Source organism: Enterococcus sp. JNUCC 77, assembly GCF_054819945.1.
Genome location: NZ_JBTHIG010000002.1, coordinates 910,595 through 934,687, shown reverse-complemented (window position 1 = coordinate 934,687; position 24,093 = coordinate 910,595). Strand labels below are relative to the sequence as shown.

Genomic DNA, 24,093 nt, shown 5'->3' with positions numbered 1-24,093 from the left:
TTCAAATCTTCGGTCCAAAAGGCCATTCACAAAAGTAATTTTACTGATTCGCAGTCCCATCAGCTCTCTGAAAAAATTATCTTAGGCTACTTCTCTTTTGTTTAACTGTTATATTGAAAACTATCATAATCCTCTAAATAAGATTCGTCAAGCTATTTTTTAAACAAATTTTCATTTTATTTTCATTTAGTCAATGCGATCGGCCATTCGATCGATTAGGAAGCCCCAAGCACCATTGCTAATATGCAGTTCTTCTCGATCATAGCTAGAAATTTTATGACGAATTAAATCTTCTTGTTGATGAATCACTTTATTATACCAATTAGGTTCACTGAGTAAAATTTTTCCTAAAGCCGCAATATCAGCTGTCGTTAATAATTTTTCAGCATCTTCTTGAGTAGTCACTTCTCCTACTCCGATTAAAGGGATTCGACCAGCAATTTTTTCAGCTAAATATTCGACAATCGTTTTTTCTTGATAGGCTGGAAGCTCTGGTTTCTTTTGATAATCCCTCAAAGAAACATGTAAATAATCCAAACTTGTGTCAGCTAACTGATCAACTAAATACAATGCATCAGTAAAACGAATACCTGGTTCAGTAAATTCTTCAGGAGAAAAACGGAAACCGACAATAAAATTTTCTACTTCAGAATCGTCTACTACTTTCGTCACGGCAGAGACCACTTGGTCGATAAAAGTGTAGCGTTTTTCCAAACTGCCGCCCCACATATCTTCACGGATATTAGAATGAGGAGAGAAAAATTGTTGAATCAAATATAAATTTGCTCCATGTAATTCGACACCATCAAAGCCCGCTTGAATCGCTCGCCTTGTCGCTTTGGCATAATTGTCAATGACTGCCAAAATTTCTTCATGACTCATTTCTCGGGGCACTTCCCCCCATTCCTTATGAGTCGGTACTGCACTGGCAGATACTGGTGTTTTACCTCTTAAAACAGAAGAATCAGTCATACGTCCGGCATGAAATATTTGTAAAATAGCTTTAGTCCCATTTGTTTGAATCGCAGAAGCTAATTTGGCTAAGCGTGGAATTTGTTTATCGTCATCGACACCAAGCTCTCCTTCCCAACCTTTGCCATTGGGCTGAACATTAGCGGCACCTGTAATAATTGCACCAATTGCTCCAGCCCGCATTTGATAATACGCAATCTCATCATCAGTTACGATCCCATCATAAAAACTCATTTTGACAGTCATTGGTGCCATTACAATTCTATTTTTTAAAGTTAGTCCTCTTCTAAAAGTAATAGGTTCGGTCATTTTCATTATTTTTTCTCCAAGAAAACAAAACGGTCAATCGCTTCTTTAACGCCATCTTCTGCATTACTGGCTACCACAAAATCAGCCAATTCCTTTGCTGAAGCTGTACCATTTCCCATGGCAATTCCTGTTCCAGCGTATTGGATCATTGCTAAGTCATTTTCTTGATCGCCAATCGCCATTACTTCGGATTGTTGTAAACCTAGATGCTCTGTTAACTTTTCCAGAGCCAATCCTTTACTAACTTCTTTATTCAAGACTTCTAAAAAGAATGGCGTACTTTGTACAAGGGTATAGCGGTCATAAAAATCGGCAGGGATTTTTTGAATTGCCTCAGTTAAGATCTCCGGCTCATCAATCATCATCATTTTTGTAGGCACAACTTGATTTGCAATTTCGTCAGGCATTCTAAAACGAATTTGCATATCCACTAAGAAAGATTCATGAACTGTATAAGGACTAATATCACGATTAGAAGTATAAATCGCTTCTTTATCTTCTGTATGCAAATGGACATTTAATTTTCGAGCCAAAGTATCAATCTCTAAAAACTGATCTCTAGTCAAGCCATATTCAGAAACTACCGCTCCTGTGTGATTATTGACTACCAATCCACCATTATAAGTAATTGCATAATCCTCTTCGGTCAACAAACCTAATGTTTCAAGTTGATTTTGGACACCAACTAATGGGCGTCCACTTGCTAAAACAATATAAACACCTGCTGCTCGAGCTTTTTTCAAGGCTGCTTCTACACCTGGTGTAATTTCTCTTTGGGGATTTAACAATGTTCCATCAATATCGATTGCTACTAATTTAATACTCATAAAAACCTCCTAGATTTTCGTTCTTCTAAATAGTAAGTTTTATTTCTCTTCAGGTCAATCTAAAAAACCGACTCTTTATCAGAGCCGGTTAGAAAAATACTATTTAACTGGTGGTAAAACAGCGATCAATCCTCTGCTTAAAGCTAAATAAACAGTTGAAGTGGTATTAGTAGTAGTTGCGATTTCTTCTTTTGATTTAACAGCACTAGCAGCTAAAGCAATGATACTGTCGCCTCTAAATAAATCTACAAAATAATCTTTAGTAAAGAATTCTGGTAATTGCGGACCATAAGCAACATTAGTCATCAATATATTTCTTTTACTTAATGAAAATTTGGTAGATAAATCAGACATCTTCGGACCAATTACTTCATTACTAGCTTCATCAAAGCTAGTTAAATCATATGCATCAATAATTGCTTCTAATTTTTGAGCATATTGCTTATCTGTTGCATAACGACCTTGTAGATAATTTGTAGCATCTTTAAATGAGCTCGTTTCTGACTTCCAAGTTGATTTGTAAAAATCTGAATTTCCAGCGATTCCATTTTTAATTAAATCAGCGTAATCTTCTAAGGATTCCTTATAAGAAGGATATTTTCTAAACTGGGCAGTGATTGAAAAACTACTTCCGGCAGTATCTTGTTCTAGTGTACTGAAAGAAACACCTTGACCTTCATAAGATCCTTTAATTCCAAATAAATTAAAGTTTGGTTCCGCAGCCAAAGAACTATTTCCTGAGCCGCTTTCCAAAATTGCTTGAGCAATCATGACTGAGGCGTAAATATCATGTTCTTGGCCGATTGTCCGTGAAATCTCACCGATTTTTTCAATAAATCCATCTGTCGTTTGATTTCGATCAAAGATATAAGCTGATCCAAATGCATTTTGTAAGGATGAATTAGCAGCTGGCAACCCAGCTAAATTAACTCGAACAGCAAAGGTTGGCATATAGTCTGCCAAATTAGTAACCCTCACAACATCTCCAGGTTGTGGTGCTTGAATATATTGACCATTTCCAATATAAATAGCAACGTGACTTGTTACACTAGTTGGGGCACCCCAAAATAATAAATCTCCTGGTTGTGCATCGCTGACTGGAATCTGTGTCCCGGAATACTGTTGATCACCTGTCCAAGAACCAATAAAATGACCAGTTGCTTGTTGATAAACATAATAAGCTAAACCAGAACAGTCAAATGCATTTGGTCCTTTAGCACCCCATACGTAAGGCTTTCCTAATTGCGCATATGCCGCTTGGACAATTGCGTTTTGTACAGCATTACTATAGGTTGGAATATTTACATTAGATGGTGAATAAACATCCTCTGCACCATTTTGATTTGGTTGGCGCCCTTCATCGGTGGTAGTTGCTCCAGTTTCATTTGTCGATTGATCTGGATTATTCGTTGGCTGACCTTCATTATTATTGCTAGTATTATTATTAGAATTTGAATTATTATTATTTTCTTCAGGTTGACTAGGTTGCTCAGTTACTTCGGAAGTTTTCATGCTAAAAGCAACATCAATTGATGGCATCACAAATTTTCCAGTCAACTCAGCATTATTAATTAAATTAACACTAGCAATTGTTTGATAGATTAAAATATTATCTAACTTTTGCTTTTCTTTTAATGTGATTGCATAAGTCACTTCTGTACCAGCAGTTAAACCTTCTTCATTGTTATAAGTAAATCGAATAGTATTTCCTGCGGCATCAGTGTGAGAAAAAGCATTGGCATTTTCTTCTTTAGATAAAGCGACACCATTGAGAAAAATATTATAAGTTTTAACCGGTTCAGGTGTTGCTTCCGGCGTCGTTGTTTGTGTAGTACTTGTTTCTGTATCCACCGCAGGTTCTGCTTCTGATTGTGGCTGTGTTTCAGCGGTTTCTGTCTGACTGGTAGCAGTTGCTGAAGACTGTGTCGCACTTTCTGAAGTTGTTGCTGTTTCAGCAGCCAACGCTTGATAACTAGATAATACCATTGGGCTAACCAATACCCCAATCGTTAATAAAGTTTTTAACTTATTTTGTTTCAACCAAAGTCCCTCATTCCTAAACATAGTATTCAAGAATAATTCTAGCATGTTTCTTTTTTCTTGTCTAAAAGAAATTTTGAGATACTTTTTATTTTAACTGTTTAATTGGTTAATTATTTTAATATTAATATTTTGTTTAACATATTTGATATTTTTCTTTCGTGAAAATGAGTTGTCCTGACACTTTCGCCATCACGTGTTTCCCATATTTTATTTTCATAGAAATCAACTTCATCTCTTTGCCCATCCATTAATTCCTTGGCATATCCTAAAATTAATTCCATTGCTTCTCTTGTATCATCATCACTTTGGAAGTAAGGTGAATAACTCTTTAAGTATTCTTGTAAATCAGAATTGCGTGAAATTTTCCAGTCTTCAATGAAATCTTCTAGCGCGTTGACGACGACTCCGGTATCAATATTCCATAATTTAATATCTACTGTATTTTCCATGGTGGGCCTCCTATGAATAATTATTGTCAATAATTATTATACGAGAATTTAGCTTTATTAAAATGTGAAGGGCAGAAAAGTTCATTAAAAAGCCAGTGATACCAAGCAATAAATCTCTCATTTGTTGTTCATGATTTTTTTTAGCATAAAATTCTTTTATTCAGAGAGTGATTTTAGTATACTAGGAATATTATTTTAAAAAAGGAAGGTCCCGCATGTTAACTTTCTTAATCAAGCAATTTACAAAAAAATTAAAAGGAAACACACGTGAAGCTGTAGGTATCTTAGCCGGTGTTCTCGGCTTGTTTTCTAATTTAATACTCTTTGTAGCAAAACTATTGATTGGTCAAATTTCTGGAAGTGTCTCGATTATGGCAGATGCAATGAATAATTTGTCAGATACGGCTTCTTCCATCATTACACTTGCCGGCTTTAAAGTTGCTGGAAAACCAGCAGATGAAGAGCATCCTTATGGTCACGAACGCTTTGAATACATTAGTGGGTTTGTTGTTTCTTTTTTAGTTACCTATGTTGGTGTTCGTTTTTTAGATAGCTCTTTTGATAAGATTTTGGATCCTAGTTCAGTCAAATTATCACCTATTATTTTTGTTGTATTGATTTTATCGATTTTAATGAAGTTTTGGCAGAATTTAATGTATCGTCGCTTAGCAAAAAAAATCGATTCCAATACTTTAAAAGCAACTGCTCAAGATAGTATTAACGATGTTTATACAACGATTGCAGTCTTACTTTCAGCTTTAATCGAATGGTTAACTGGCTGGCAAATAGATGGGTATATTGGATTTTTGATTGCTCTGTATATTATTTATACAGGTATAAAGATGATCAAAGAATTTATTGATGAACTGATGGGCGTCCGCGCCCCGCAAGAAGAGATTAGTCAGATCAAAAAACTATTAGATGAATATCCTAATATTATTGGTTATCATGATTTATTGATTCATAGCTATGGACCTAGCAGTGTTTTTGCTTCTGTTCATATTGAAGTAAATGAAGATTGGAGTTTGCCACATGCTCACGAGGTAATTGATGATATCGAACAGACGGTCAAAGAACGTATGAATGTTGATTTGGTTTGTCACTTGGATCCTTACCCGATTGATGATCCTGATTTCAAACGGGTTGCCCCTAAAATGCGAAAAGTTTTAAGAGATATTGATTCAAATTTGCGGATGCATGATTTAAGAATTGATACTACGACAACGCCAGAAACGTTTCATTTTGATTTAGTTGTTCCTGAAAATATCAAGTTGTCTGACCTAGAATTATCAGAATACATCAGCCAAATTTATATTTCTCGCTATGAACCAGCTACGCTAAATATCACTTTTGATCGAACCTATCTACTATAGAAAAAAGGTAAACCTCATTTTTTTGAGGTTTACCTTTTTTATTCGAATGCACGATAAACGTACTGATCTTTTGGTGGAGATATTTGGACTACATTTGTTACAGTAATTGCTGGCAACTGTCGTTGATAGGGTTCAAAATAATCAATCGTTATTGTACCTTCTAAATGATACCATTGATTATTTTCTAGACTTGATCCTTCTGGTAAATCAGCTAGCAAACCAAAAACTCCCGAATCGGCAATACAGTGAATCACACCAAAACGAAACAAGAAATCATAAGTTTGGTTTTCCTTGGTTGTCTCATAAGCAAATCCTTCAAAAGAAATCGGCTTGCCTGCAAATGTACTAGGATAATTATAGATTAATTCCATCATTTCTAAATAGTTTTCATCGGTAATTTTTAACTCATCTAAATCTTGATATTTTTTCATTAACTGATCCATCTGCTGATCATAGTCAGCTGAATTATAATAAATACTTGTATCTGGTTTTAGATATTGAGTACTCATTTGAGGATCACCTGTAGATTCTTTACTAATAGGAAAACTAAAGCCTTTATTTTCAACAATTGAAGCATCCAAACTAATTGTTGGGAATAAAAAGCCGATAATCAGTGGTACGGACAATAAAAAATAAGCAATTGCTTTTTGATAAGGTTTAGTCAATCCATGATCGTGATGCCCATGATCTGCTTGTTCTTTGTTTCCTGAAACCCAAATTTTCAATTGGACTAAGGCTAATAGTAAAGACAACCCCATCGTAATGAAAGCCAAATAACGATAGTGAACATTAATATACTTGTCTAAATTGCCTGAAACTTGCAAATACATCATTAATTCAAAATAACCTGACAATATTAAAAAACGAATCATTGGCTATCCTCCTTTACACCACATAAGCATAGATTGTCACGATGATGCTGATCAAAGCTATCAATTGCAAAATAAATTTTGTTTCGAAATGCCGTTTCATCATCATCAAATTTTTGATATCCACCATTGGACCAAAAACTAAAAAAGCTACCACAGCATTGGTGCCAAATAAACTTAATAGAGAAGAACCGACAAATGCATCGGCTTCTGAACAAAGAGACATGGTAAAAGCTAACACCAACATTACTAAAATGGAGATGAATTTATTACTAGTCAAAGTCATCATCAATTGGGTTGGTAAATAAACTTGCATCGCCGAAGCCAATAATCCACCAATAATCAAATAGCGACCCGTATCAAAAAATTCATCAATTGCATGAACTAAAACCTGCCATATTTTTCCAAAAAAAGATAGGTTATCTTCGTGATGATGAACATGGTCTGATACTGTGGCCTGTTCATCAGCTGTCAGCACTGGACCTTTATGAACATAAGCCAGCCAACTTCCAACAATAATCGCCACAATCAGACTGCCTAAAGCTCGTAAAAAAGCGAAATGAAAATTGTTGCCAAAAGCTATAAAAGTAGAAAATAAAACAATAGGATTAATAATTGGTGCGGTGACCATAAAGGCAAAGGCAGTATAGTCGGGCACACCTTTTTTCAAAAACTGATTAATAATCGGAACTATCCCACATTCACATGATGGAAAGAAAAAGCCAATCAACGAACCAACTATGATAGAAAGAAATTTATTTTTAGGCAATAATCTTTTGACTCTTTCCGGTGTCAAATAGACTTGTAAAATTCCAGATATAACACAGCCTAACAGCACAAATGGAATGGCTTCAATGACAATAGATAAGAAAATTGTGCTTAACTGTAGGACTGAGTGAGGTAAAAAATTAAACATAACTCGCTTCCTTTCTCGCGAAAATAACTATAAGCCAAAAAAAGAAGAAGTACAAAATATATTTAAAAAAATTAATCTCTCCTTAAAAAACAAAAAAACTCTCGCCTAAGCGAGAGTTAGAGATATTGAAACTTATTTTACTGCATCTTTTAATTGTTTACCAGCTTTAAATGCAGGAGATTTACTTGCTGGAATTGTGATTTCTTCTCCAGTTTGTGGGTTACGTCCCTTGCGTGAAGCACGTTCTCTTACTTCAAAATTACCAAACCCGATAACTTGAACTTTTTCGCCTGCTTTTAAAGAAGACTGAATGCCATCAAATAATGCATCTACAGCAGACAACGCATCTTTCTTAGTTAACCCTGTTTTTTCTGCAACTTGTTCTACTAAACTTTGCTTGTTAATCATGTGTGTTTCCCCCACTATCAATTATTTGTTGTATTTCAAACTCTATTCTATGGGTTCTTTAGATTAAAGGCAACTATTTATTTTTCTCATTCTACCTTTTTTTATCTTTTTTTATTAAAAAAAATAAAATTTCATATTTTTATTATCTCAGATTATTATTGACAGTATGTTGAAAATTTCCAATAAACCTGTTAAATAAAAGAAAAAACTATTATATAGCGTTTTATATATTCATCCACTTTTTGTCCTAAGAGAATCTAGTCCATCATCAGTGAAAAGCTATTCCAAACATTACAATAAGAAGAATTAAATTCATTTCCATAAATACATTTATTTGGATCAGACCTTTCTTAAATAAAACACAATAATTAATTGAAAGTGTAGAAAAATCAAAAGGATTAAAAATAAAATTGATTCAAATAGTCAACTTTATCTTTTTCTCCTTAATTATTTTCATGTGAAATTATCACAAGAAGCAATCATTTTGCTTGCTTCTTAACGCTTTTTAACTTTTTGTCATCAGCCGCTTCTGATAGTAACCTACCCAACTCCTGATTCATAGATTCTTCTTCTTTTATTAAGCTAGCTACCATTTTTTGATATTTTATGGCAGGATTTTTTTTTCGGATTACATTGAGTTGGATACCAGCATAAAACAAAACAACAATAGATAACACCATCATCACAATAAAATGCCAATTGTTCAGACTTTTTATCAAGCTATATATTAATAAAAGAAAGCCAACTAAAAGACCAATAAAATCAAGCTTAGCTTGCTTTCCACCACCAAATAAAATTCTTTTGAAGATGCCTCCATTACCTAATTCTTGATAACGGGTGATCCGTGCTTCAATGAAACTTATTTGTTCTTTTAAAGTATCAATTCGATTTTTCTTAGGCATCTACACTGCCCCCTTTCATTCATTATCGCTAGTTTGTTTTCTTTTGGCAATTGTTTTTATTCTAGTATAAATAAAAAGTTAAACTCTTTAAAAATTCTTTCAAAAAAATTAAAAAAGAACGGATTATTTCATAGAAAATATAAAAAAAACCTCTTGTTAAAAACATCACAATCGTTTTTTGATAAGGAAAACTTTCGCACTTTATTAACAAGTTTTAATGGAAAGGCGCATTTTATCTTGTAAAATTCTATGTGTAATCGCTTACAACTAAATTTTCAAAAGGAGTGTTTCTAATGATTATTGGTATTCCAAAAGAGATCAAAAACAATGAAAATCGAGTGGCTTTGCCACCATCTGGTGTGTTCGATTTAACCAGTCGCGGACATAAAGTTTTGGTAGAAACCGAAGCTGGATTAGGTTCAGCAATTACTGACGATGAATATAGAGAAGCTGGGGCAACTATCGTCCCTGATGCAATGAGCGCTTGGTCAACAGAAATGGTAATGAAAGTAAAGGAACCACTAACTGAAGAATATCAATATTTCCGTAAAGGATTATTATTATTCACTTACCTGCATTTAGCTGCAAACAAACCATTAACTGAAGCATTAATTAAATCAGGTGTAAATTCTATCGCTTATGAAAATGTTCAACCAGCTGACAATTCTCTTCCACTTCTTGCTCCAATGAGTGAAATCGCTGGACGTATGGCTGCTCAAATCGGTGCAAACTTCTTAGAACGTGTAAATGGTGGTCGTGGTATTTTACTTTCAGGTGTACCAGGTGTTATGCGCGGAAACGTAGTTGTTATCGGTGGTGGTGTTGTAGGAATGAACGCAGCAAAAATCGCTGCTGGTCTTGGCGCCAATGTAACAATTATGGATGTAAGCGTTCCTCGTTTGAAACAATTGGATGAAATTTTTGAAGGTAACGTACAAACTTTAATGTCAAATCGTTACAATATTCAAGAAGCACTTAAATCTGCTGACTTAGTTATTGGAGCGGTATTAATTCCTGGTCACAAAGCACCAACTTTAGTCACTAAAGAAATGGTTGCCGGCATGCCATTCCATTCAGTAATTGTCGATGTGGCAATTGACCAAGGTGGTATTTTTGCAACAACTGACAAAGTAACGACTCATGATGATCCAACTTATATTAAAGAAGATGTAGTTCATTATGCCGTAGCAAATATGCCTGGGGCTGTACCACAAACAGCAACTTATGCTTTATCAAACTCAACAATGGCTTATGCTAATTTATTAGCTAATAATGATTTAGTAAGTTTATTAAATGACAACTTGGCACTTCGTCGTGGTCTAAATACTTATGACGGTAAATTAACAATTGAACCAGTTGCTAATGATTTAGACTTACCTTACACACCAGTTGAAGAAGCATTAACAACTGAAACAGCAATGTAAAATACTTTCTTAGTCTGTCGATTTTTCGGCAGACTTTTTTTATTGTTTTCAGTTATACTTGGAATATCGGAGGGATCTCATGTCATTTACATTTACTTACCAACGGCCAGATTTTACAGCTTATCAAGCTTCATTTTCTAAACAGCTAGATAAATTTAAGCATGCATCAGAATACATTGCAGCAAAAAATGCGCTGAAACAATTAAATCATTTACGCAAAAACGTGACTACAATGGCAAAAGTTGCTTATATCCGTCATTCAATTGATACAAAAGATGTTTTTTATTTAGAAGAAAATACTTATTGGGATCAACAGCAGCCTCACGTTGATCAGCTTCATGGAGATTTTTTTTCTGCTTTACTTACCTCCCCTTTCCTTAGCGATTTAAAAAAAGAGTTCCCTGAAACCTTGTTCTTACTGGCAGAAGATCAAAAACGGCTAACTGGCAGTAAAATAGTCAATCTAAAACAGCAGGAGAATGAACGAATCAGTGACTATACGCAATTAATTGCCTCAGCAGAAATCGATTTTAACGGAAAAATTTGTAATTTATCCGATATATCAGCTTATTTTTCTGATCCAGATACTGCGATTCGTGAAAGCGCACAGACGGCTTATTGGCAATTTTTCACTGAAAATGAAGAAAAATTTGATCAGATTTTTTCTGAGTTAGTCAATCTAAGGCATCAAATTGCGATGAAATTAGGGTTTGACTCCTATGTTACTTATGGTGATATTGCCATGAATCGTTGGGGATATACACGAGAGGACTTAAAAAAATTTCGTCAGTTTATTTTAGAAAAAGTGGTTCCCTTAACCACTCAATTATATCAACGACAACAAACAAGATTAGGTGTTGATACCCTTTATCATTATGATTTACCATTAATTTTTCCTGAAGGGAATCCAAAACCTCAAGGAAATCAATCAGAATTAATTAAAAAAGCGACCGAAATGTACCAAGGGTTGTCACCAGAAACGGGTGCATTTTTCCAAAAGATGAAACAACAAGACTTATTAGATTTAGCCAGTCGTTCTGGTAAGCAAAGTGGCGGTTATTGTGAATTTATTGATGCTATAGAAATGCCTTTTATCTTCGCCAATTTTAATGGCACTTCTGATGACGTTGACGTATTAACTCATGAAACTGGACACGCCTTTCAAAGCTATCATTCAGCTTGGATTGAAGAGCCGGAATTAGTTTTTCCTACTTCTGAGGCCGCGGAGATTCATTCAATGAGTATGGAGTTTTTAACTTGGCCCTTTATGGAGAAATTTTTTAAAGAAGACCAATTAAAATATCGTTTTGCTCATTTGAGTAGTGCATTGCAATTTTTACCATACGGAGCATTAGTAGATCATTTTCAAGAAGAAGTATACGAACACCCTATTTGGACTGCTGAAGAGCGCAAAGTTTGCTGGAGAAAGCTAGAAAAACAATATTGTCCAGAGAAAAATTATCACTTTTCAGAGGGCTTAGATCGTGGTATTTATTGGTATCGGCAAGGCCATATTTTTGAAGTCCCTTTTTATTATATTGATTATACTTTAGCTCAAGTCTGTGCTTTTCAATTTTGGCAAAGAAAAATAATCGAAAAAGATCCAAAAACATGGGAAGATTATCTATCTATCTGTCATGTTGGTGGTACTCAGACATTTACAGAAATCCTTCAAACTGGGCATTTAAATTCGCCGTTTGATGAAGTTGCTATAAATCAAGTAATTGAAACGGTTAGTACTTATTTGGAAAATATTTCGGAAACTGATTTGAAATAATAATAGATTCCCGGTTGTTGACTGGGAATTTCTTATTATTTATCTCTTTTGCGATATTTTTAACTTATTTATTCGCACCAAATCATGGTATAATACAGCAATAAATGAAAAAAGGAGTGTTGTTATGAAGTATGAGATTTCCGAGAGTGCTTTTGCCCCGATTGCAAAAATTGAATTAGCACAAAATGAACAAATTCGAATTGAACCAGGGGCGATGGTTTACGAACTTGGTGAGATTGAATTGGAAGGCTCCATGAATGCCAATGGAAAAAAAGGGTTAGGTGGCGCTCTATCTGCAATTGGCCGTTCTGTATCTAGTGGTGAGAGTTTCTTTATTAGTACTGCGACGGGAATATCAGCAACTTCTACGATTGCAATCGCTCCTGGAACGCCCGGTAAAATTATTCCTTTAGATGTTGGACAAGAACATTGGCGTTTAAATACTGGTGCATTTTTAGCTAGTGAACAATCGGTTAGTTACAATATGAAACGTCAAAAATTATCTGGCGCTCTTTTAGGAGGAACGGGTGGATTGTTTGTCATGGAAACTGCTGGAAGTGGTGTTATCTTAGTTTCAGCTTTTGGTGATCTAGAAAAAATTCAAGTCACTCCAGACGCACCAGTGATTGTTGACAATCAGCATGTTATCGCCTGGACTAGTTCTTTAGATTATAATATTCGAGTGGCCTCAGGTATGTTTGGTTTTAAAACTGGTGAAGGAATCGTGAACGAATTTCACGGCAATGGCACAATTTATATTCAGACACGAAATGTTCAAGCCTTTGCGACCCAAATGGCGGGATTTTCTAGTAATTCATAATAAAAACGACCCTAAAAAGTTTAGCTTTTTAGGGTTTCTTCATCTAACCATTGAAATAATTGATCATTGCTATCATAAGCAGCGCCATTTTGACAATGCAAATCTGCCGAAAAATCCTGTTTATCAAACAAGATCAAGCGCTTATTTTTTGCGGGAATTTTCTGATAGAAATTCCTCCCTAATTGATAATCATAATAATTTTCGTTTTTAGCTAGAAAAATAAGACAATCCGTTGTTAATCTTTTATAAGCGATTTCTTCATTAAACCGACTAGTCACCTTTAATAATTCATTTAGTGAGTCTGCGCCAAAAACCCACTTAGCATGCGTTACCTGCCAATTTAAAAAGCTATTACTAGCAATATACTGGCTACAAATTTTTTCTAAAAACAGTGGGAAGCCTGTATCTAAATACTTATGCAAAAATTTAGGTAATGATTTCTGAAAGCTGGCTAACATTGAAGGAAAATAATTATATAAAATAACTTTATCAAATAAATTCTGATTTGAACTGGCTGCTCTTGCCAAGAGGAGTCCCCCTAAAGAAATTCCAACACCAATACGCAATCCCTTCAAGCCTATCTCTTTTTCGTAAAAATTTATGACTACTTCAGCTACTTGATCCCAATTTTCATCAAAAACCAGCTGATGCTCGCGAATGACATTTGATTGACCAGGCCCTTCATAAAGAACCACATCGAACCCCTGTGCCAAAGTTGAAACTACATTTGTGAAATACAATTCTTCTAGTAAGGCATCAAATCCACCACAAATATAAAAGGTACCACGTGATTCTTTCGTTGTTTGGAAAAAAACTGTTCTAAATTTTCCGACTTGATATCTTTGATAAGAGATTTTTTTTAAATCCAAAGCTTGATAAAATAAAGAAACCGATTGTTGATAGGCTGTCAATTTCCTAGGATCTTGTGGTGACAAGAAAAATTCAGCCGCTTGGTAATAGCGACTCGCTCGTAAATACGCATTTCCGCAGCTTTCTGTGGAATGAAATTGCTGTCCTCTTTGCTGTAATTTTTCTGCAAAATTAGACCATTCCTGATACCAAGATTCATTATTTCTAGGATTGATTTTTTCCGCTACAGTTGCTACTTCGCCGTAATCGGCACCACCATTTGGGATATACCACATCAATCGAGTGGTCTCAAATTCAAAGGCAAAATTTTTAAAAAAATGGTTTTTCATTGGCTTCCTCACTTTATGCTATACTTTAAGCTATTATAAGAAAACTATTTTTTTTTAGAAAGAGGTTACCTGAAGGTGCAAAATGATAACCAAAATTTAGCTGACGAAATGCTTCTAAGAGAATTGGCCCTACCACTTATTGGAAAATGGGTTCCCTTTATTTTATTGTCATTGGCCCAGAGAGCCCATAATTTTTCTGAATTACATCGAACAATGACCGGTGTTTCTCGCAAAGTTTTGACTGAAAATTTAAACAATTTACAAGCCTCTGGACTAATCAGCAAAATCGGAGAAACTGCTACTGGTTTTCCTGTCACCTATCAATTAACACCTTTAGGAGAAAGTAGCTTAGTTATTTTGAGAACTGTAAAAATCTGGCTACGCCAAAATCAAGAGGCAATTATAAGTAATCGAGAGCAATTTGAAAAAACTCATTAAGAAAGGAAGATTTTTATGACACAACCAGTACACTTTGAAGCTAAAAGTGATTTTCATCAATGGCTTACAGAAAATCACCAAACTAATTCAGGCATTTGGCTACTTTTTTCAAAAGATGCGACCTTCACAACTTTAAAAGCTAGTGAAGCTTTAGAGGAAGCCTTGTGTCACGGCTGGATTGATGGTGTCATGAAAAAAATTGACGAACATTCCTATATGAAATATTTCGCTCCACGTCGCAAAAATAGTCGTTGGTCGGAAAAGAACAAAAAAATTGTTCAAAAATTAATAGATCAAGATTTAGTCACTGAATTTGGGCTACAAAAAATCAGTGAAGCCAAAGCAAATGGACAATGGGATCAAGCTGTCAAACCCTCTGCTATCACTCCTGAACAAATAGAAACAGTCGCTGATTTATTAAAAGAAAATGCCCTAGCCTATCAAAACTTTCAAACTATGTCTCCCTCAGTGCAAAAAACTTACACTCGCGCTTATTTCGATGCCAAAACCGATAAAGGACGCGACAGTCGCTTAAAATGGATGACTGAACGTTTAATAAAAAATTTGAAGCCGATGTAAAAATACTGTTTTACTTTCTCTATGATAAAAATATTTATTCTCAATTTCTTAGTGAGATCTTCGATTGTTTGACGCTTATCATTAAGTCTTCTAAAATAAAAAAGATAATGAATGAAGGAGAATAGGATGAAATCATTTTTATTAGTTGGACAATCAAATATGGCTGGACGCGGATTTATTCACACCGTACCGCCTATCTATAATGAAAAAATTCAAATGCTAAGGAATGGACGCTTTCAAATGATGGCAGAACCGATTCATTCTGATCGTGAAGTAGCTGGGATTGGATTGGCGGCTAGTTTTGCGCAAGCTTATAGTTTTGCGCATCCCGATGAAACTATCGGCTTAATCCCTTGCGCTGAAGGTGGTAGTAGTATAGCTGAATGGTCACCAGAAGGGGTTTTGTTTCGTCACGCTGTCAAGGAAGCAAAATTTGCGCAAGAAACCAGTGAGATTATTGGTATTTTATGGCATCAAGGGGAAAATGATAGCTTAAATCAGCTTTATAAAAGTTATGAGGGAAAACTACGGGAGGTTTTTGCTGCTTTCCGTGAAGTGTTAGATTTACCTGATGTTCCAATAATTATCGGCGAATTACCGAATTTTTTAGGTAAAACTGGCTTCGGCCAACAGGCTATTGAATATCATGAAATCAATCAAATTTTGCGAAAAATCGCTTATACGGACGAGCATTTTTATTTTGTTACCGCCAAAGGACTATCAGCAAATCCTGATGGTATCCATCTTGATGCCTTGTCTCAAAGAAAATTTGGTTTGCGTTATTATGAAGCTTTCGCTAACCAACAAGACCAGTTGATCCCTTTAGAAAATGAAGACCAAAAAGTTTCACTTCTTTATCAAAAAGATCGAACAGCCACTGAAGCCATTTACCTTGCCAGTAAAAAATTTGCCCTTGGACAGATAGACTATCCTGCATTTTCACAAGAAATTGCCCCTTATCTACCGAAATAAAGGAGGAAAATAATGGAAAAAATCATTATTTACGCAACTAGATATGGTACTGCAAAAAAATACGCAAACTATTTAGCTGAAAGACTTAATCTACCACTATTCTCTATTGAAGAAATTACTGAGGCACAATTAAAAGGTCATACAGTTATTTTTATCAGTGCTGTATATGCTGGTAGTTTAATGCATTTAAAAGATTTATTAAAAGTAAGCGATCCGCAACAAGAAGTTCAAATTTTAACCGTTGGACTAACTGACCCAGAGAATCAAGAAAAAATCCAAGAAATTTTTAACTTGGCTCAACAAAATGCTAACGGTAAACGGCTGGTCTTTTTAGGTCATCTACCGGGAGCTTTAACCTATGATCAGTTAAGTTTTCTACACAAAACCTTTATCAAAGGAATTCATGCCACCAGTAAAAATAAAAGTGAAGTATCTGATGAAGTTAAACTATTACGAGATGTCTATAAAAGTTCATTAGATTTTGTTGATTTTTCTCGCTTAGACCAGCTAACTTAAAATAAAAAAACTGAGGTAAGCTTTAGCTTATCTCAGTAATAAATGATTCAATTTCTTCTGCAATTTCCTCTGGCCGTTCTCCATGCACATAATGACCACAATCTAGCAGTAAGTATTTACTTGTTTCAAACTGAGCCAAATAGGCGATTAAAGTGGGTCTCCAATCTTCTTTTAATCCTATCTCCTTACCATCAGAAATAAAATAATAGACTGGAATATCTTTTGGCACCTCACCTTTTTGACAGATTGCCACATTTTCTCTCACTGTCAAGACTTCATTTATTACATCTGACGAGAACAATGATTCCTTATAACAATCTACATAGCGCTGAAAATCTTCTGACGATAAACTAGTACCACGTTTTTTCCAGACATTTTTCGCAACTAATTTCATAAAAGGTCGATGAACACCTAAATTGATTAAAGTCTTTGAAATCTTTAAATTCGTCTTAGAAGGAATTTTTAATTTCTCATACGCAGCAGGAACAGCTGGATCTAAACCAATGATTGCTTGTACTTCCGTTGGATACTTCTGTCCCCAATACAATGCTTCCAATCCAGACATCGAGTGAGGCACTAAAATAAATGGTGCTTGAATATTTGCCAAATGTAAAGCTTCGCGGCTTTCTTCTAACATTGTAGCTAAATCTCGCGAAACAGTTGTCGCTTCACTCCAACCATAGCCAGCTTTTTCAATCACGACAATGCGATATTTTTTGGCTAGTATTTGCCACAGCGGTTTAAAGTCAATAGTTGGCGCGGCCGTGCCAGAACCAGCCATAAAAACAAAGGTCTTGTCTCCATCTCCTGCAGTGAAGATATGCATTTGATGTTGATTGACGGTAACCATTTTCCCAGGATGAATTGTCTTTGTCATATGTATTTATTAGAACCTCCATTTTTTTATTATTTTATCACATTCAAAGATAAAAAAAGTCACAAAACAATAAAGTTTCGCGACTTGATGGTTTATTTAACTTGGTCAGATGATTTAATCACTTTTTTGACAATCCCATATTTCTTTGCTTCATCTACAGATAACCAAAAATTACGATCTGTATCTTCGGCAACTTTTTCATAAGTTTGACCAGTTGCTTCAGCAATCAAATGATTGATTCTTTCACGGGTTCTGATGATTTCTCGGGCTTCAATTTCAATTTCAGTCTGTTGACCTTGTACGCCGCCCATCGGTTGATGAATCATGTAACGCGTGTTTGGTAAACTAAAACGATTTTTCTTTTCAGCACCTAAATAAATTGTAATTCCTGCGCTGGCTACCCAACCAGTACCAACCATTCTAACTTCTGGTTTGATAAATTTAATCATATCATGAATAGTATCGCCAGATTCCACATGACCACCTTGACTATTAATATAAATCGTAATTGGATCATCACTTAAAGCACTTAGTAAAAGTAATTGAGATGTCACTTCTTTGGCTAAGTCTTGCGTAATTTCTCCATAAATTAAGATTGTTCGTTGTTCCAACATTTTCTTTTTATAAATTTCGGAAATATCTGTTTTTGTTTCTTCATTTTCTTCTTCTGCTAAATAAAACATACTAGGACCTTCTTTCTCTTTCCTTTAAGTATAACAAATGTTTTAAAAATGTAAAAAAATCACTACGAAGAATCCCGTAGTGATCAAAAAATTATTCTACATTTACATGTTCATGCAAGGCATCAGCATTTGATGTATCGTCTCGTTTAGCCAATTTCAAAGTTAACGCATCTAACGTAATATGGACAGTTTGATCGAATAATGAAGACAACAATTGGACTGATTTCACTCCGGAACCAGTTTTCGTCGCTCCAGGAACAATAATTACTTTGTCCGCTAATTTTGCCAAAGGTGAGGCTGGTTCAGACGTTAGTACAACTATGTCCAAGCCTAGTTTTTTCGCAGCTTCTGTATCGGCAACGATACTTTTCGTCGTACCCGATCCAGAAATAGCCACCCAAGTATCCCCTTTTTGAATCGAAGGTGTAATTGTTTCCCCCATTACATAATCGGTATAACCAATGTGCATCAAGCGCATCGCAAAACCTTTTCCTTGGAAACCACTGCGACCAGCACCAATCACAAAAATTCGTTTGTCTTTTTGAAATAATGTTAATGCATCATCGATTTGGCTTTCATCAACTAGCGCCATCACTTCATTGATTTCATCCATAATTGTTTTTATTGTACTCATGCTTTTAGCCCCTCCATAAATTCTTTAACCGCTGCAGCAGGATCGCTGGCTTTACTAATTTTAGAACCAACGATGACAATTTCGATTAATCCTTGTGTCGCTAGAGCCTTTGTTTGCGCCAAATCAATGCCCCCAGCAATTGCCAAGCGTTTGATTTCTGGAAATTTCTCATGAAAATGAGCAACATTTCCTACTGCATCTTGTTTATCCACACGATCTACCGAATGATGTAACGCATAAATAGCATGTTCAAATTCAAGAATTTCAGCAATTTTTTCCTCGCTGACTTCTAATAAATCAATCATCATAGTTTTACCGGTTTCTTCAGCGACTTGATAAGTTGCTCGTAAAGTATCTAAAGACGCCGCACCCATCACTGTTAAAATATCACCACCATATTTAAAACCTTGACGAAACTCATAAGCACCTTCATCAATGGTTTTTAAATCCACTAATAGTTCTGTATTAGGTAAAGCTTCCCTCAATTGGGTCATCGCTTCAATACCGTAATCTTTCACTAAAGAAGTACCCATCTCCACAATATCTGTTTTTCCATCAAGTTGTAGCGCTAAAGCTACCGCATCCTCTAAAGAGACACGATCGATTGCTGCTTGTAATTTCATACTTACACGACCTTATTTATTTTTTGCTAAAAAATCTGCTAATTCTTCTGGTGTTGGATAACCGTCATTATCTCCAGGAGCTTGAACAGCCATTGCACCAACAGCATTGGCACGAATTACAGCATCTTTCAAGGATTCTCCTTCAATTAAAGCCGTAATTAATCCTGCCGCAAAACCATCACCGGCACCCACAGTATCTACCACATGATCTACTTTAAAACCTGGCACAGTAAAACTAGTCCCATCCTTTTGTTTGATATATGCGCCATCAGTTCCTAATTTAACAATCACCGTTTGAGTCGCTTCACCATTTGCCAAATAAAAATCAGCAATCGTCTCAGGATCTCTTGAACCAACTAAAATTTCACCTTCATTAATACCAGGTAAAACAATTTCAGCATGACTAGCTAAATCGTTGATTGTTTCCACCATATGCTCTTGACTTGACCAAAGCTGTGGACGCAAATTTGGATCAAAGGTAGTCCGAACATGATTTTTTTCTAATAGCGTAATTAAATGGCGGAAAGCATCTAAGGCTTCTTCTGAAATTGCTGGAAAAATACCGGACAAATGGGCCATTTTCACATCGGAAAAATCAATTGTATCTAAAACGGCTTTATCAAAATGCGCTGCCGCTGATCCTTTACGAAAATAGAAAATACTTGGATCGCCATCACTGACGCGGTCTTTTAATTGGAAAGCCGTCCAATATTCATCAGTTTCATCAATATAATCTGTGCCAATATTATTTTCTGCTAACTGATCGACAATAAAATCACCAAAAGGATCTTTTCCAAGCCGAGTAATGTATTGTGTACTATGACCAAGTCGGGAAACACCAACAGTCACATTTACTTCTGCGCCAGCCAAATATTTTTGGAAATTACTGGCATCTTTCAAACTTTTATCAACCTCTGTCGATCCAAACAATGCAATTGGTTCACCAATCGTTAAAAACTCACTCATAATAATACCTCTTTTCAAATTTTTTATAAAAGAATATATGCTGCAACTAAGTTAAATGCCGTAGCTACCCAAGCCCAAGGCAATCCGGTTAGTAAAAATGTCTTAGTATCTAATTCTGAATATTGAACCGCCCACAAGTTCCAAGATTGGGTAATATCGGCTGAAACACCCATCATTGAAGGAACTACAAGTAAACCATACAAGAAATATTGATTGAACATCCCGGTACCAACTAAAATTGCTGCAGTTGCCGCACCAGCACCATAAAGCATCAATGGTCCACGGAAGTAAGCTAGTGGTGCAATAATCAAAATAATAATGACTAAAACTAGTTTGCTGTCAGGAATGATACTTTGGAAGACTGAGGTGAAGCCTGACATTGCATGAACAGCCGCTGATTGGAACATAGTTAAAACAAACAACATGATTAATAAACCAGCAATATCTGAAATCGCATGTTTGGCTGTTTCATTCATCATATTGACAAAACCTTTGTAAGTTTTCATATTTCCTGTGGCAAGGAAAGCAATAATAATTGAAATCAACAAGGCAGGAACCGCATCCCATTTTGCAAAAATACTTAATGCAACTGGTAAGACTGGTAAAATATAAGTCCAAACTGCAACTTCACGTACTTCTTCAACTGTCTCACTTTCAACAATAAATGGTTTACCGTTGCGAATTTTTTTGGCATTAAATAGTATAAATAAAATCACGATTACCATTTGAACCGCCATTGCAACAAAACCAAAACGTTGGTAATGAGCGCCCCAAGCAACTTTTGGGAAGAAAACTTGGAATTGAACGAACAAGACATTGTTTACATACATTGCTGCCCCGATTGATAAAGTAAAAACAGAAACGGCAATATTTTTAGGTACACCAATTGAAAACATAATCGGAAATAAAATTACCCCAACAGCAATTGCAGAGCCCACACCGTATGAACTAGTAAAAATCAAAGCAATTACTAAAGCGATTAAAACCGTTGCTAAAACCGGACTCTTTTTACCAACTTTTTCTGTTCGGCGAGAAATACTTCCAGCAATTCCGGTATCAACTAAAACTCGACCAAACCAAGAACCAAAAATAATATAGGAGGCCGTTTTCCCGTAATTTAAAACAGGCTCTGTAAAAATTTCTTTGACTGCTACATTAAATGGTACTAAACCAATGATGGTCCACAAAACCGCCATTACGAAGAAACCAACTGTTAAGTTTCCGCCTTTCATAGCGTAGACGACAAAGATAATAAATGTTAATGCTAATAATAATCCAGTAATAATACTACCCAACGCTGCCACCTCCTAATATTGGTTTAGTTCACTTAAAATTTTTTGATAAGTCGACATTGGTTTACCGGTTTCTTCATTAAAGAAATCATTTTCTAGATTATTAAATCTTTGAGCTAAATAATATGCTGAAAGATAACCCGCCAATGCTTCTTTTGCTGCTGCTTCGGTTTTTTTAGTTGAAAAATCGATCGTTAAACTATCCATAAAATGATAAGCAAATTTTTCTGGATCAATTTTAGTTTGTTGATCTTGCATGATTACTCCTCCTCTAAAAGATTCTTCGCTTCAAGAATTTGATCATTTGCAGTAGTTGGATATTCAATGGCAACCGGAACATCTTGAGGTAAAATTGCTAAAATTTCCCGCCAGTTTAAAACGCCGTGATCTAAAAATTCAGCTTGTGGTTTATCATCAAGATAAGAGACATCTTTTACATGAATATAGCGAACATAATCTTTTAATTTTTCTGCTGCTTCTTTTTCATCTAAACCTTCGCCAACAAAACGCCAATTACCTAAATCATACACGTAACCAACATTAATATCGGCTTTACAAATAGCTTTCATAAATGTCTCAATCGCTTCAATTGTTCCACTGGTTAAAGTTTGGTCGTTTTCAATATTAATTGCTACTGGTGAACCGGTTAACATATGAAGTTCTTCTAAAGATGATTCTTCTGTAAAATCACCAATATTCCATTTAATATGTTTGATGCCAGTATCTTCTGCTTCTTTTAAATACCCTGATAATTTGGGATTTATTTTTCCATCAACAAAAACTTCATCTGGTACACTATAAAATAATTCAACATTATTTTCTGCAGCTACCTTTTTCACTTCAGGTAATTCAATAGCTAAATCATTAAAATATTCGCGACGAACTTCTACTTTGTTAAAACCTAGATCAACAGCTTCCTTTATTAATTCACTTTGCTTGGTACCGTTTGCAACTTTATCAGCATAGACTAAAAAATTTAAGACTAAATCTCTCATATTCTTCCATCCCTTTCTTTTCTCATAAACTTTATGGATTCATAGTAAACCGGTTCCCTAAATTTGTCAAACGCTTTCATTTTAAAAAACAAAAAATTTGGCCAGAAAAAAACTGCGAGCTTTGGAAACCGGTTCCCCTCGCAGTAAAATTATTTTTTAAATAACGTTGATATTTTATCGTTTTTCGTTTCTGATTTAAAATATTTTTTCGATGAATAATCATTTAGATTGAATTTCGCCAGCGCAATTTGGCAGGTACAATGGTTTCTTCTTTAATTGTTTCTCCATTTTTTAAGTAATCAATCATCTTTTGAGCAGCCACTTCACCAATTTTTTGTGACTGTTGTTCAATGCTAGTTACTCCTGGTCCTACTAAAGCAGTAATCTTCCAATCATCAAAACCAGTGATTCCTAAATCGTCAGGAATAATAATTTTTTCTTCTGCTAAAATAGTTAAAAGTTCCATCAAGACCCGTCCATTAGAAGCAAATAATAACGTTTTTTTACTATTCTTCACCATTTTTAAGACTATCGATCGTAAATCTAAGCTTTCAGTAACCTCCACTAATTGGACTGTTTTCCCTGCAGATTCGGTCATTTCTTTGACTGTATTATAACGAACTTCTCTAGTAGTAACTTCAGCGATAGGTTCTGTAACTACGACAATTTGTTGATAGTCTTTCTTAAAAACTTCAGTAAGGACATTTACTACCGAAGCATGATTATTCGTTACAACTGCTGGACATAGATCTGGTTCGATTCGCCGGTCAACCAGAAGTAAAGGTAAACGACGGTCTAACAGAAATTGATATTGTTTGGCATAGCGACTACAAGGTTGTAAAATAATCCCTTCTACCCCTTGATCCAATAATTTTTGAATCAATTCGTGTTCTCTTTCAATCGAATTAGCTGAATCAACAATCACCATTTGATAATTATTTTTCGCTAATACGTCTCCTACACCTTTTAACAGTAAAGAGGCATACATATTAGAAATATCAGCCACCACTACACCAATCAAGAAACTATGTTTTGATTTTAAAGCTTGGGCTTGTCGACTTGGACGATAATCTAAATCTTTTATGACTTTTTCAATTCGATGTTTGGTTTCTTGACTCATATTGCCATAATGGCCATTTAAAAAACGAGAGATTGTTGTTTTTGAAACATCTGCCAGCTCTGCTACTTGCTTGATTGTTACTTTTTTCATGACAGCCTCCCTTATTCGTA

General features: G+C 35.2%; 26 protein-coding genes and 1 other annotated feature (1 of these 27 running past the window's edge). Of the genes, 8 read left to right on the top strand and 18 right to left on the bottom strand.

Annotated elements, in window-relative coordinates:
- Positions 1 to 112, bottom strand: a binding site (T-box leader) (it extends 118 nt beyond the left edge of the window).
- Between the two features lie 74 nt (positions 113 to 186).
- The 4 genes from ACVWNY_RS17685 to ACVWNY_RS17670 form a co-directional block, all read right to left on the bottom strand.
- Positions 187 to 1,290 (bottom strand): NADH-dependent flavin oxidoreductase, encoded by a 1,104-nt coding sequence (locus tag ACVWNY_RS17685; protein ID WP_218326159.1) that lies wholly within the window; start codon positions 1,288 to 1,290, stop codon positions 187 to 189.
- On the bottom strand, positions 1,287 to 2,108 hold the full coding sequence (gene yidA, locus ACVWNY_RS17680; RefSeq protein ID WP_218325903.1) for a sugar-phosphatase: 822 nt from the start codon (positions 2,106 to 2,108) through the stop codon (positions 1,287 to 1,289). Before yidA ends, ACVWNY_RS17685 begins: the two co-directional genes overlap by 4 nt.
- Positions 2,109 to 2,207: 99 nt before the next feature.
- Entirely contained in the window at positions 2,208 to 4,148 is a 1,941-nt protein-coding gene (locus tag ACVWNY_RS17675) for a C40 family peptidase (RefSeq protein ID WP_454072084.1), read from the bottom strand.
- Positions 4,149 to 4,261: 113 nt separating this feature from the next.
- A complete protein-coding gene (locus ACVWNY_RS17670) occupies positions 4,262 to 4,600 on the bottom strand; it encodes a hypothetical protein (RefSeq protein ID WP_218325901.1) in 339 nt (112 codons plus the stop codon).
- Positions 4,601 to 4,815: 215 nt separating this feature from the next.
- Between ACVWNY_RS17670 and ACVWNY_RS17665 the strand changes: the two genes are divergently transcribed.
- A complete protein-coding gene (locus ACVWNY_RS17665) occupies positions 4,816 to 5,973 on the top strand; it encodes a cation diffusion facilitator family transporter (RefSeq protein WP_218325900.1) in 1,158 nt (385 codons plus the stop codon).
- 38 nt (positions 5,974 to 6,011) lie between these two features.
- Here ACVWNY_RS17665 and ACVWNY_RS17660 read toward each other — a convergent pair whose 3' ends face one another.
- From ACVWNY_RS17660 to ACVWNY_RS17645, 4 genes are all read right to left on the bottom strand, one after another.
- Positions 6,012 to 6,845 carry a TIGR03943 family putative permease subunit gene (locus ACVWNY_RS17660; protein ID WP_218325899.1) on the bottom strand — a complete coding sequence of 278 codons (834 nt, stop codon included), beginning with the start codon at positions 6,843 to 6,845 and terminating at the stop codon, positions 6,012 to 6,014.
- 13 nt (positions 6,846 to 6,858) lie between these two features.
- A complete protein-coding gene (locus ACVWNY_RS17655) occupies positions 6,859 to 7,758 on the bottom strand; it encodes a permease (protein ID WP_218325898.1) in 900 nt (299 codons plus the stop codon).
- Between the two features lie 132 nt (positions 7,759 to 7,890).
- Positions 7,891 to 8,166: an HU family DNA-binding protein gene (locus ACVWNY_RS17650; RefSeq protein ID WP_218325897.1), complete on the bottom strand. Its 276-nt coding sequence runs from the start codon at positions 8,164 to 8,166 to the stop codon at positions 7,891 to 7,893.
- A gap of 479 nt (positions 8,167 to 8,645) precedes the next feature.
- Positions 8,646 to 9,068, bottom strand: a complete 423-nt coding sequence (locus tag ACVWNY_RS17645; RefSeq protein WP_218325896.1) for a hypothetical protein — start codon at positions 9,066 to 9,068, stop codon at positions 8,646 to 8,648.
- A 293-nt stretch (positions 9,069 to 9,361) separates the two neighbouring features.
- Between ACVWNY_RS17645 and ald the strand changes: the two genes are divergently transcribed.
- The 3 genes from ald to ACVWNY_RS17630 all read left to right on the top strand — a co-directional run bounded on the left by ald (position 9,362) and on the right by ACVWNY_RS17630 (position 13,089).
- On the top strand, positions 9,362 to 10,492 hold the full coding sequence (gene ald / locus ACVWNY_RS17640) for an alanine dehydrogenase (protein ID WP_454072083.1): 1,131 nt from the start codon (positions 9,362 to 9,364) through the stop codon (positions 10,490 to 10,492).
- A gap of 79 nt (positions 10,493 to 10,571) precedes the next feature.
- Positions 10,572 to 12,269: a M3 family oligoendopeptidase gene (locus tag ACVWNY_RS17635; protein ID WP_454072082.1), complete on the top strand. Its 1,698-nt coding sequence runs from the start codon at positions 10,572 to 10,574 to the stop codon at positions 12,267 to 12,269.
- A 124-nt stretch (positions 12,270 to 12,393) separates the two neighbouring features.
- A complete protein-coding gene (locus tag ACVWNY_RS17630) occupies positions 12,394 to 13,089 on the top strand; it encodes a TIGR00266 family protein (RefSeq protein ID WP_218325893.1) in 696 nt (231 codons plus the stop codon).
- A gap of 20 nt (positions 13,090 to 13,109) precedes the next feature.
- Here the strand turns inward: ACVWNY_RS17630 and ACVWNY_RS17625 are convergent, their stop codons facing one another.
- Positions 13,110 to 14,288, bottom strand: a complete 1,179-nt coding sequence (locus ACVWNY_RS17625) for a serine aminopeptidase domain-containing protein (protein WP_218325892.1) — start codon at positions 14,286 to 14,288, stop codon at positions 13,110 to 13,112.
- Between the two features lie 75 nt (positions 14,289 to 14,363).
- Here ACVWNY_RS17625 and ACVWNY_RS17620 point away from each other — a divergent pair, with 75 nt between their 5' ends.
- The 4 genes from ACVWNY_RS17620 (at position 14,364) to ACVWNY_RS17605 (ending at position 16,793) form a co-directional block, all read left to right on the top strand.
- Complete coding sequence (locus ACVWNY_RS17620; RefSeq protein ID WP_218325891.1) at positions 14,364 to 14,726, top strand: winged helix-turn-helix transcriptional regulator; 363 nt, start codon at positions 14,364 to 14,366, stop codon at positions 14,724 to 14,726.
- Between the two features lie 15 nt (positions 14,727 to 14,741).
- The gene (locus ACVWNY_RS17615; protein ID WP_218325890.1) at positions 14,742 to 15,305 is read left to right on the top strand and encodes a YdeI/OmpD-associated family protein; all 564 of its coding nucleotides are present in this window, start codon (positions 14,742 to 14,744) and stop codon (positions 15,303 to 15,305) included.
- 126 nt (positions 15,306 to 15,431) lie between these two features.
- Entirely contained in the window at positions 15,432 to 16,277 is an 846-nt protein-coding gene (locus ACVWNY_RS17610) for a sialate O-acetylesterase (RefSeq protein ID WP_218325889.1), read from the top strand.
- A gap of 12 nt (positions 16,278 to 16,289) precedes the next feature.
- The gene (locus tag ACVWNY_RS17605) at positions 16,290 to 16,793 is read left to right on the top strand and encodes a flavodoxin domain-containing protein (protein ID WP_218325888.1); all 504 of its coding nucleotides are present in this window, start codon (positions 16,290 to 16,292) and stop codon (positions 16,791 to 16,793) included.
- Positions 16,794 to 16,815: 22 nt separating this feature from the next.
- On the opposite strand, the gene ACVWNY_RS17600 is transcribed toward ACVWNY_RS17605, so the two are convergent.
- From ACVWNY_RS17600 to ACVWNY_RS17560, 9 genes are all read right to left on the bottom strand, one after another.
- Positions 16,816 to 17,670 (bottom strand): alpha/beta fold hydrolase, encoded by an 855-nt coding sequence (locus tag ACVWNY_RS17600; protein WP_218325887.1) that lies wholly within the window; start codon positions 17,668 to 17,670, stop codon positions 16,816 to 16,818.
- A gap of 92 nt (positions 17,671 to 17,762) precedes the next feature.
- Entirely contained in the window at positions 17,763 to 18,353 is a 591-nt protein-coding gene (locus ACVWNY_RS17595) for an ATP-dependent Clp protease proteolytic subunit (RefSeq protein ID WP_218325886.1), read from the bottom strand.
- A 91-nt stretch (positions 18,354 to 18,444) separates the two neighbouring features.
- The gene (gene hxlB, locus ACVWNY_RS17590; protein ID WP_218325885.1) at positions 18,445 to 18,987 is read right to left on the bottom strand and encodes a 6-phospho-3-hexuloisomerase; all 543 of its coding nucleotides are present in this window, start codon (positions 18,985 to 18,987) and stop codon (positions 18,445 to 18,447) included.
- Complete coding sequence (locus ACVWNY_RS17585) at positions 18,984 to 19,610, bottom strand: orotidine 5'-phosphate decarboxylase / HUMPS family protein (protein ID WP_218325884.1); 627 nt, start codon at positions 19,608 to 19,610, stop codon at positions 18,984 to 18,986. Before ACVWNY_RS17585 ends, hxlB begins: the two co-directional genes overlap by 4 nt.
- Before the next feature lie 12 nt (positions 19,611 to 19,622).
- On the bottom strand, positions 19,623 to 20,576 hold the full coding sequence (locus ACVWNY_RS17580) for a sugar kinase (RefSeq protein WP_218325883.1): 954 nt from the start codon (positions 20,574 to 20,576) through the stop codon (positions 19,623 to 19,625).
- Between the two features lie 23 nt (positions 20,577 to 20,599).
- The gene (locus ACVWNY_RS17575) at positions 20,600 to 21,871 is read right to left on the bottom strand and encodes a gluconate:proton symporter (protein ID WP_218325882.1); all 1,272 of its coding nucleotides are present in this window, start codon (positions 21,869 to 21,871) and stop codon (positions 20,600 to 20,602) included.
- A 12-nt stretch (positions 21,872 to 21,883) separates the two neighbouring features.
- On the bottom strand, positions 21,884 to 22,126 hold the full coding sequence (locus ACVWNY_RS17570; RefSeq protein WP_218325881.1) for a hypothetical protein: 243 nt from the start codon (positions 22,124 to 22,126) through the stop codon (positions 21,884 to 21,886).
- A gap of 2 nt (positions 22,127 to 22,128) precedes the next feature.
- Positions 22,129 to 22,863, bottom strand: coding sequence for a sugar phosphate isomerase/epimerase family protein (locus tag ACVWNY_RS17565; protein WP_218325880.1), 735 nt, complete (start codon positions 22,861 to 22,863; stop codon positions 22,129 to 22,131).
- Between the two features lie 223 nt (positions 22,864 to 23,086).
- On the bottom strand, positions 23,087 to 24,088 hold the full coding sequence (locus ACVWNY_RS17560) for a LacI family DNA-binding transcriptional regulator (RefSeq protein WP_343214718.1): 1,002 nt from the start codon (positions 24,086 to 24,088) through the stop codon (positions 23,087 to 23,089).
- Positions 24,089 to 24,093 lie beyond the last annotated feature (5 nt).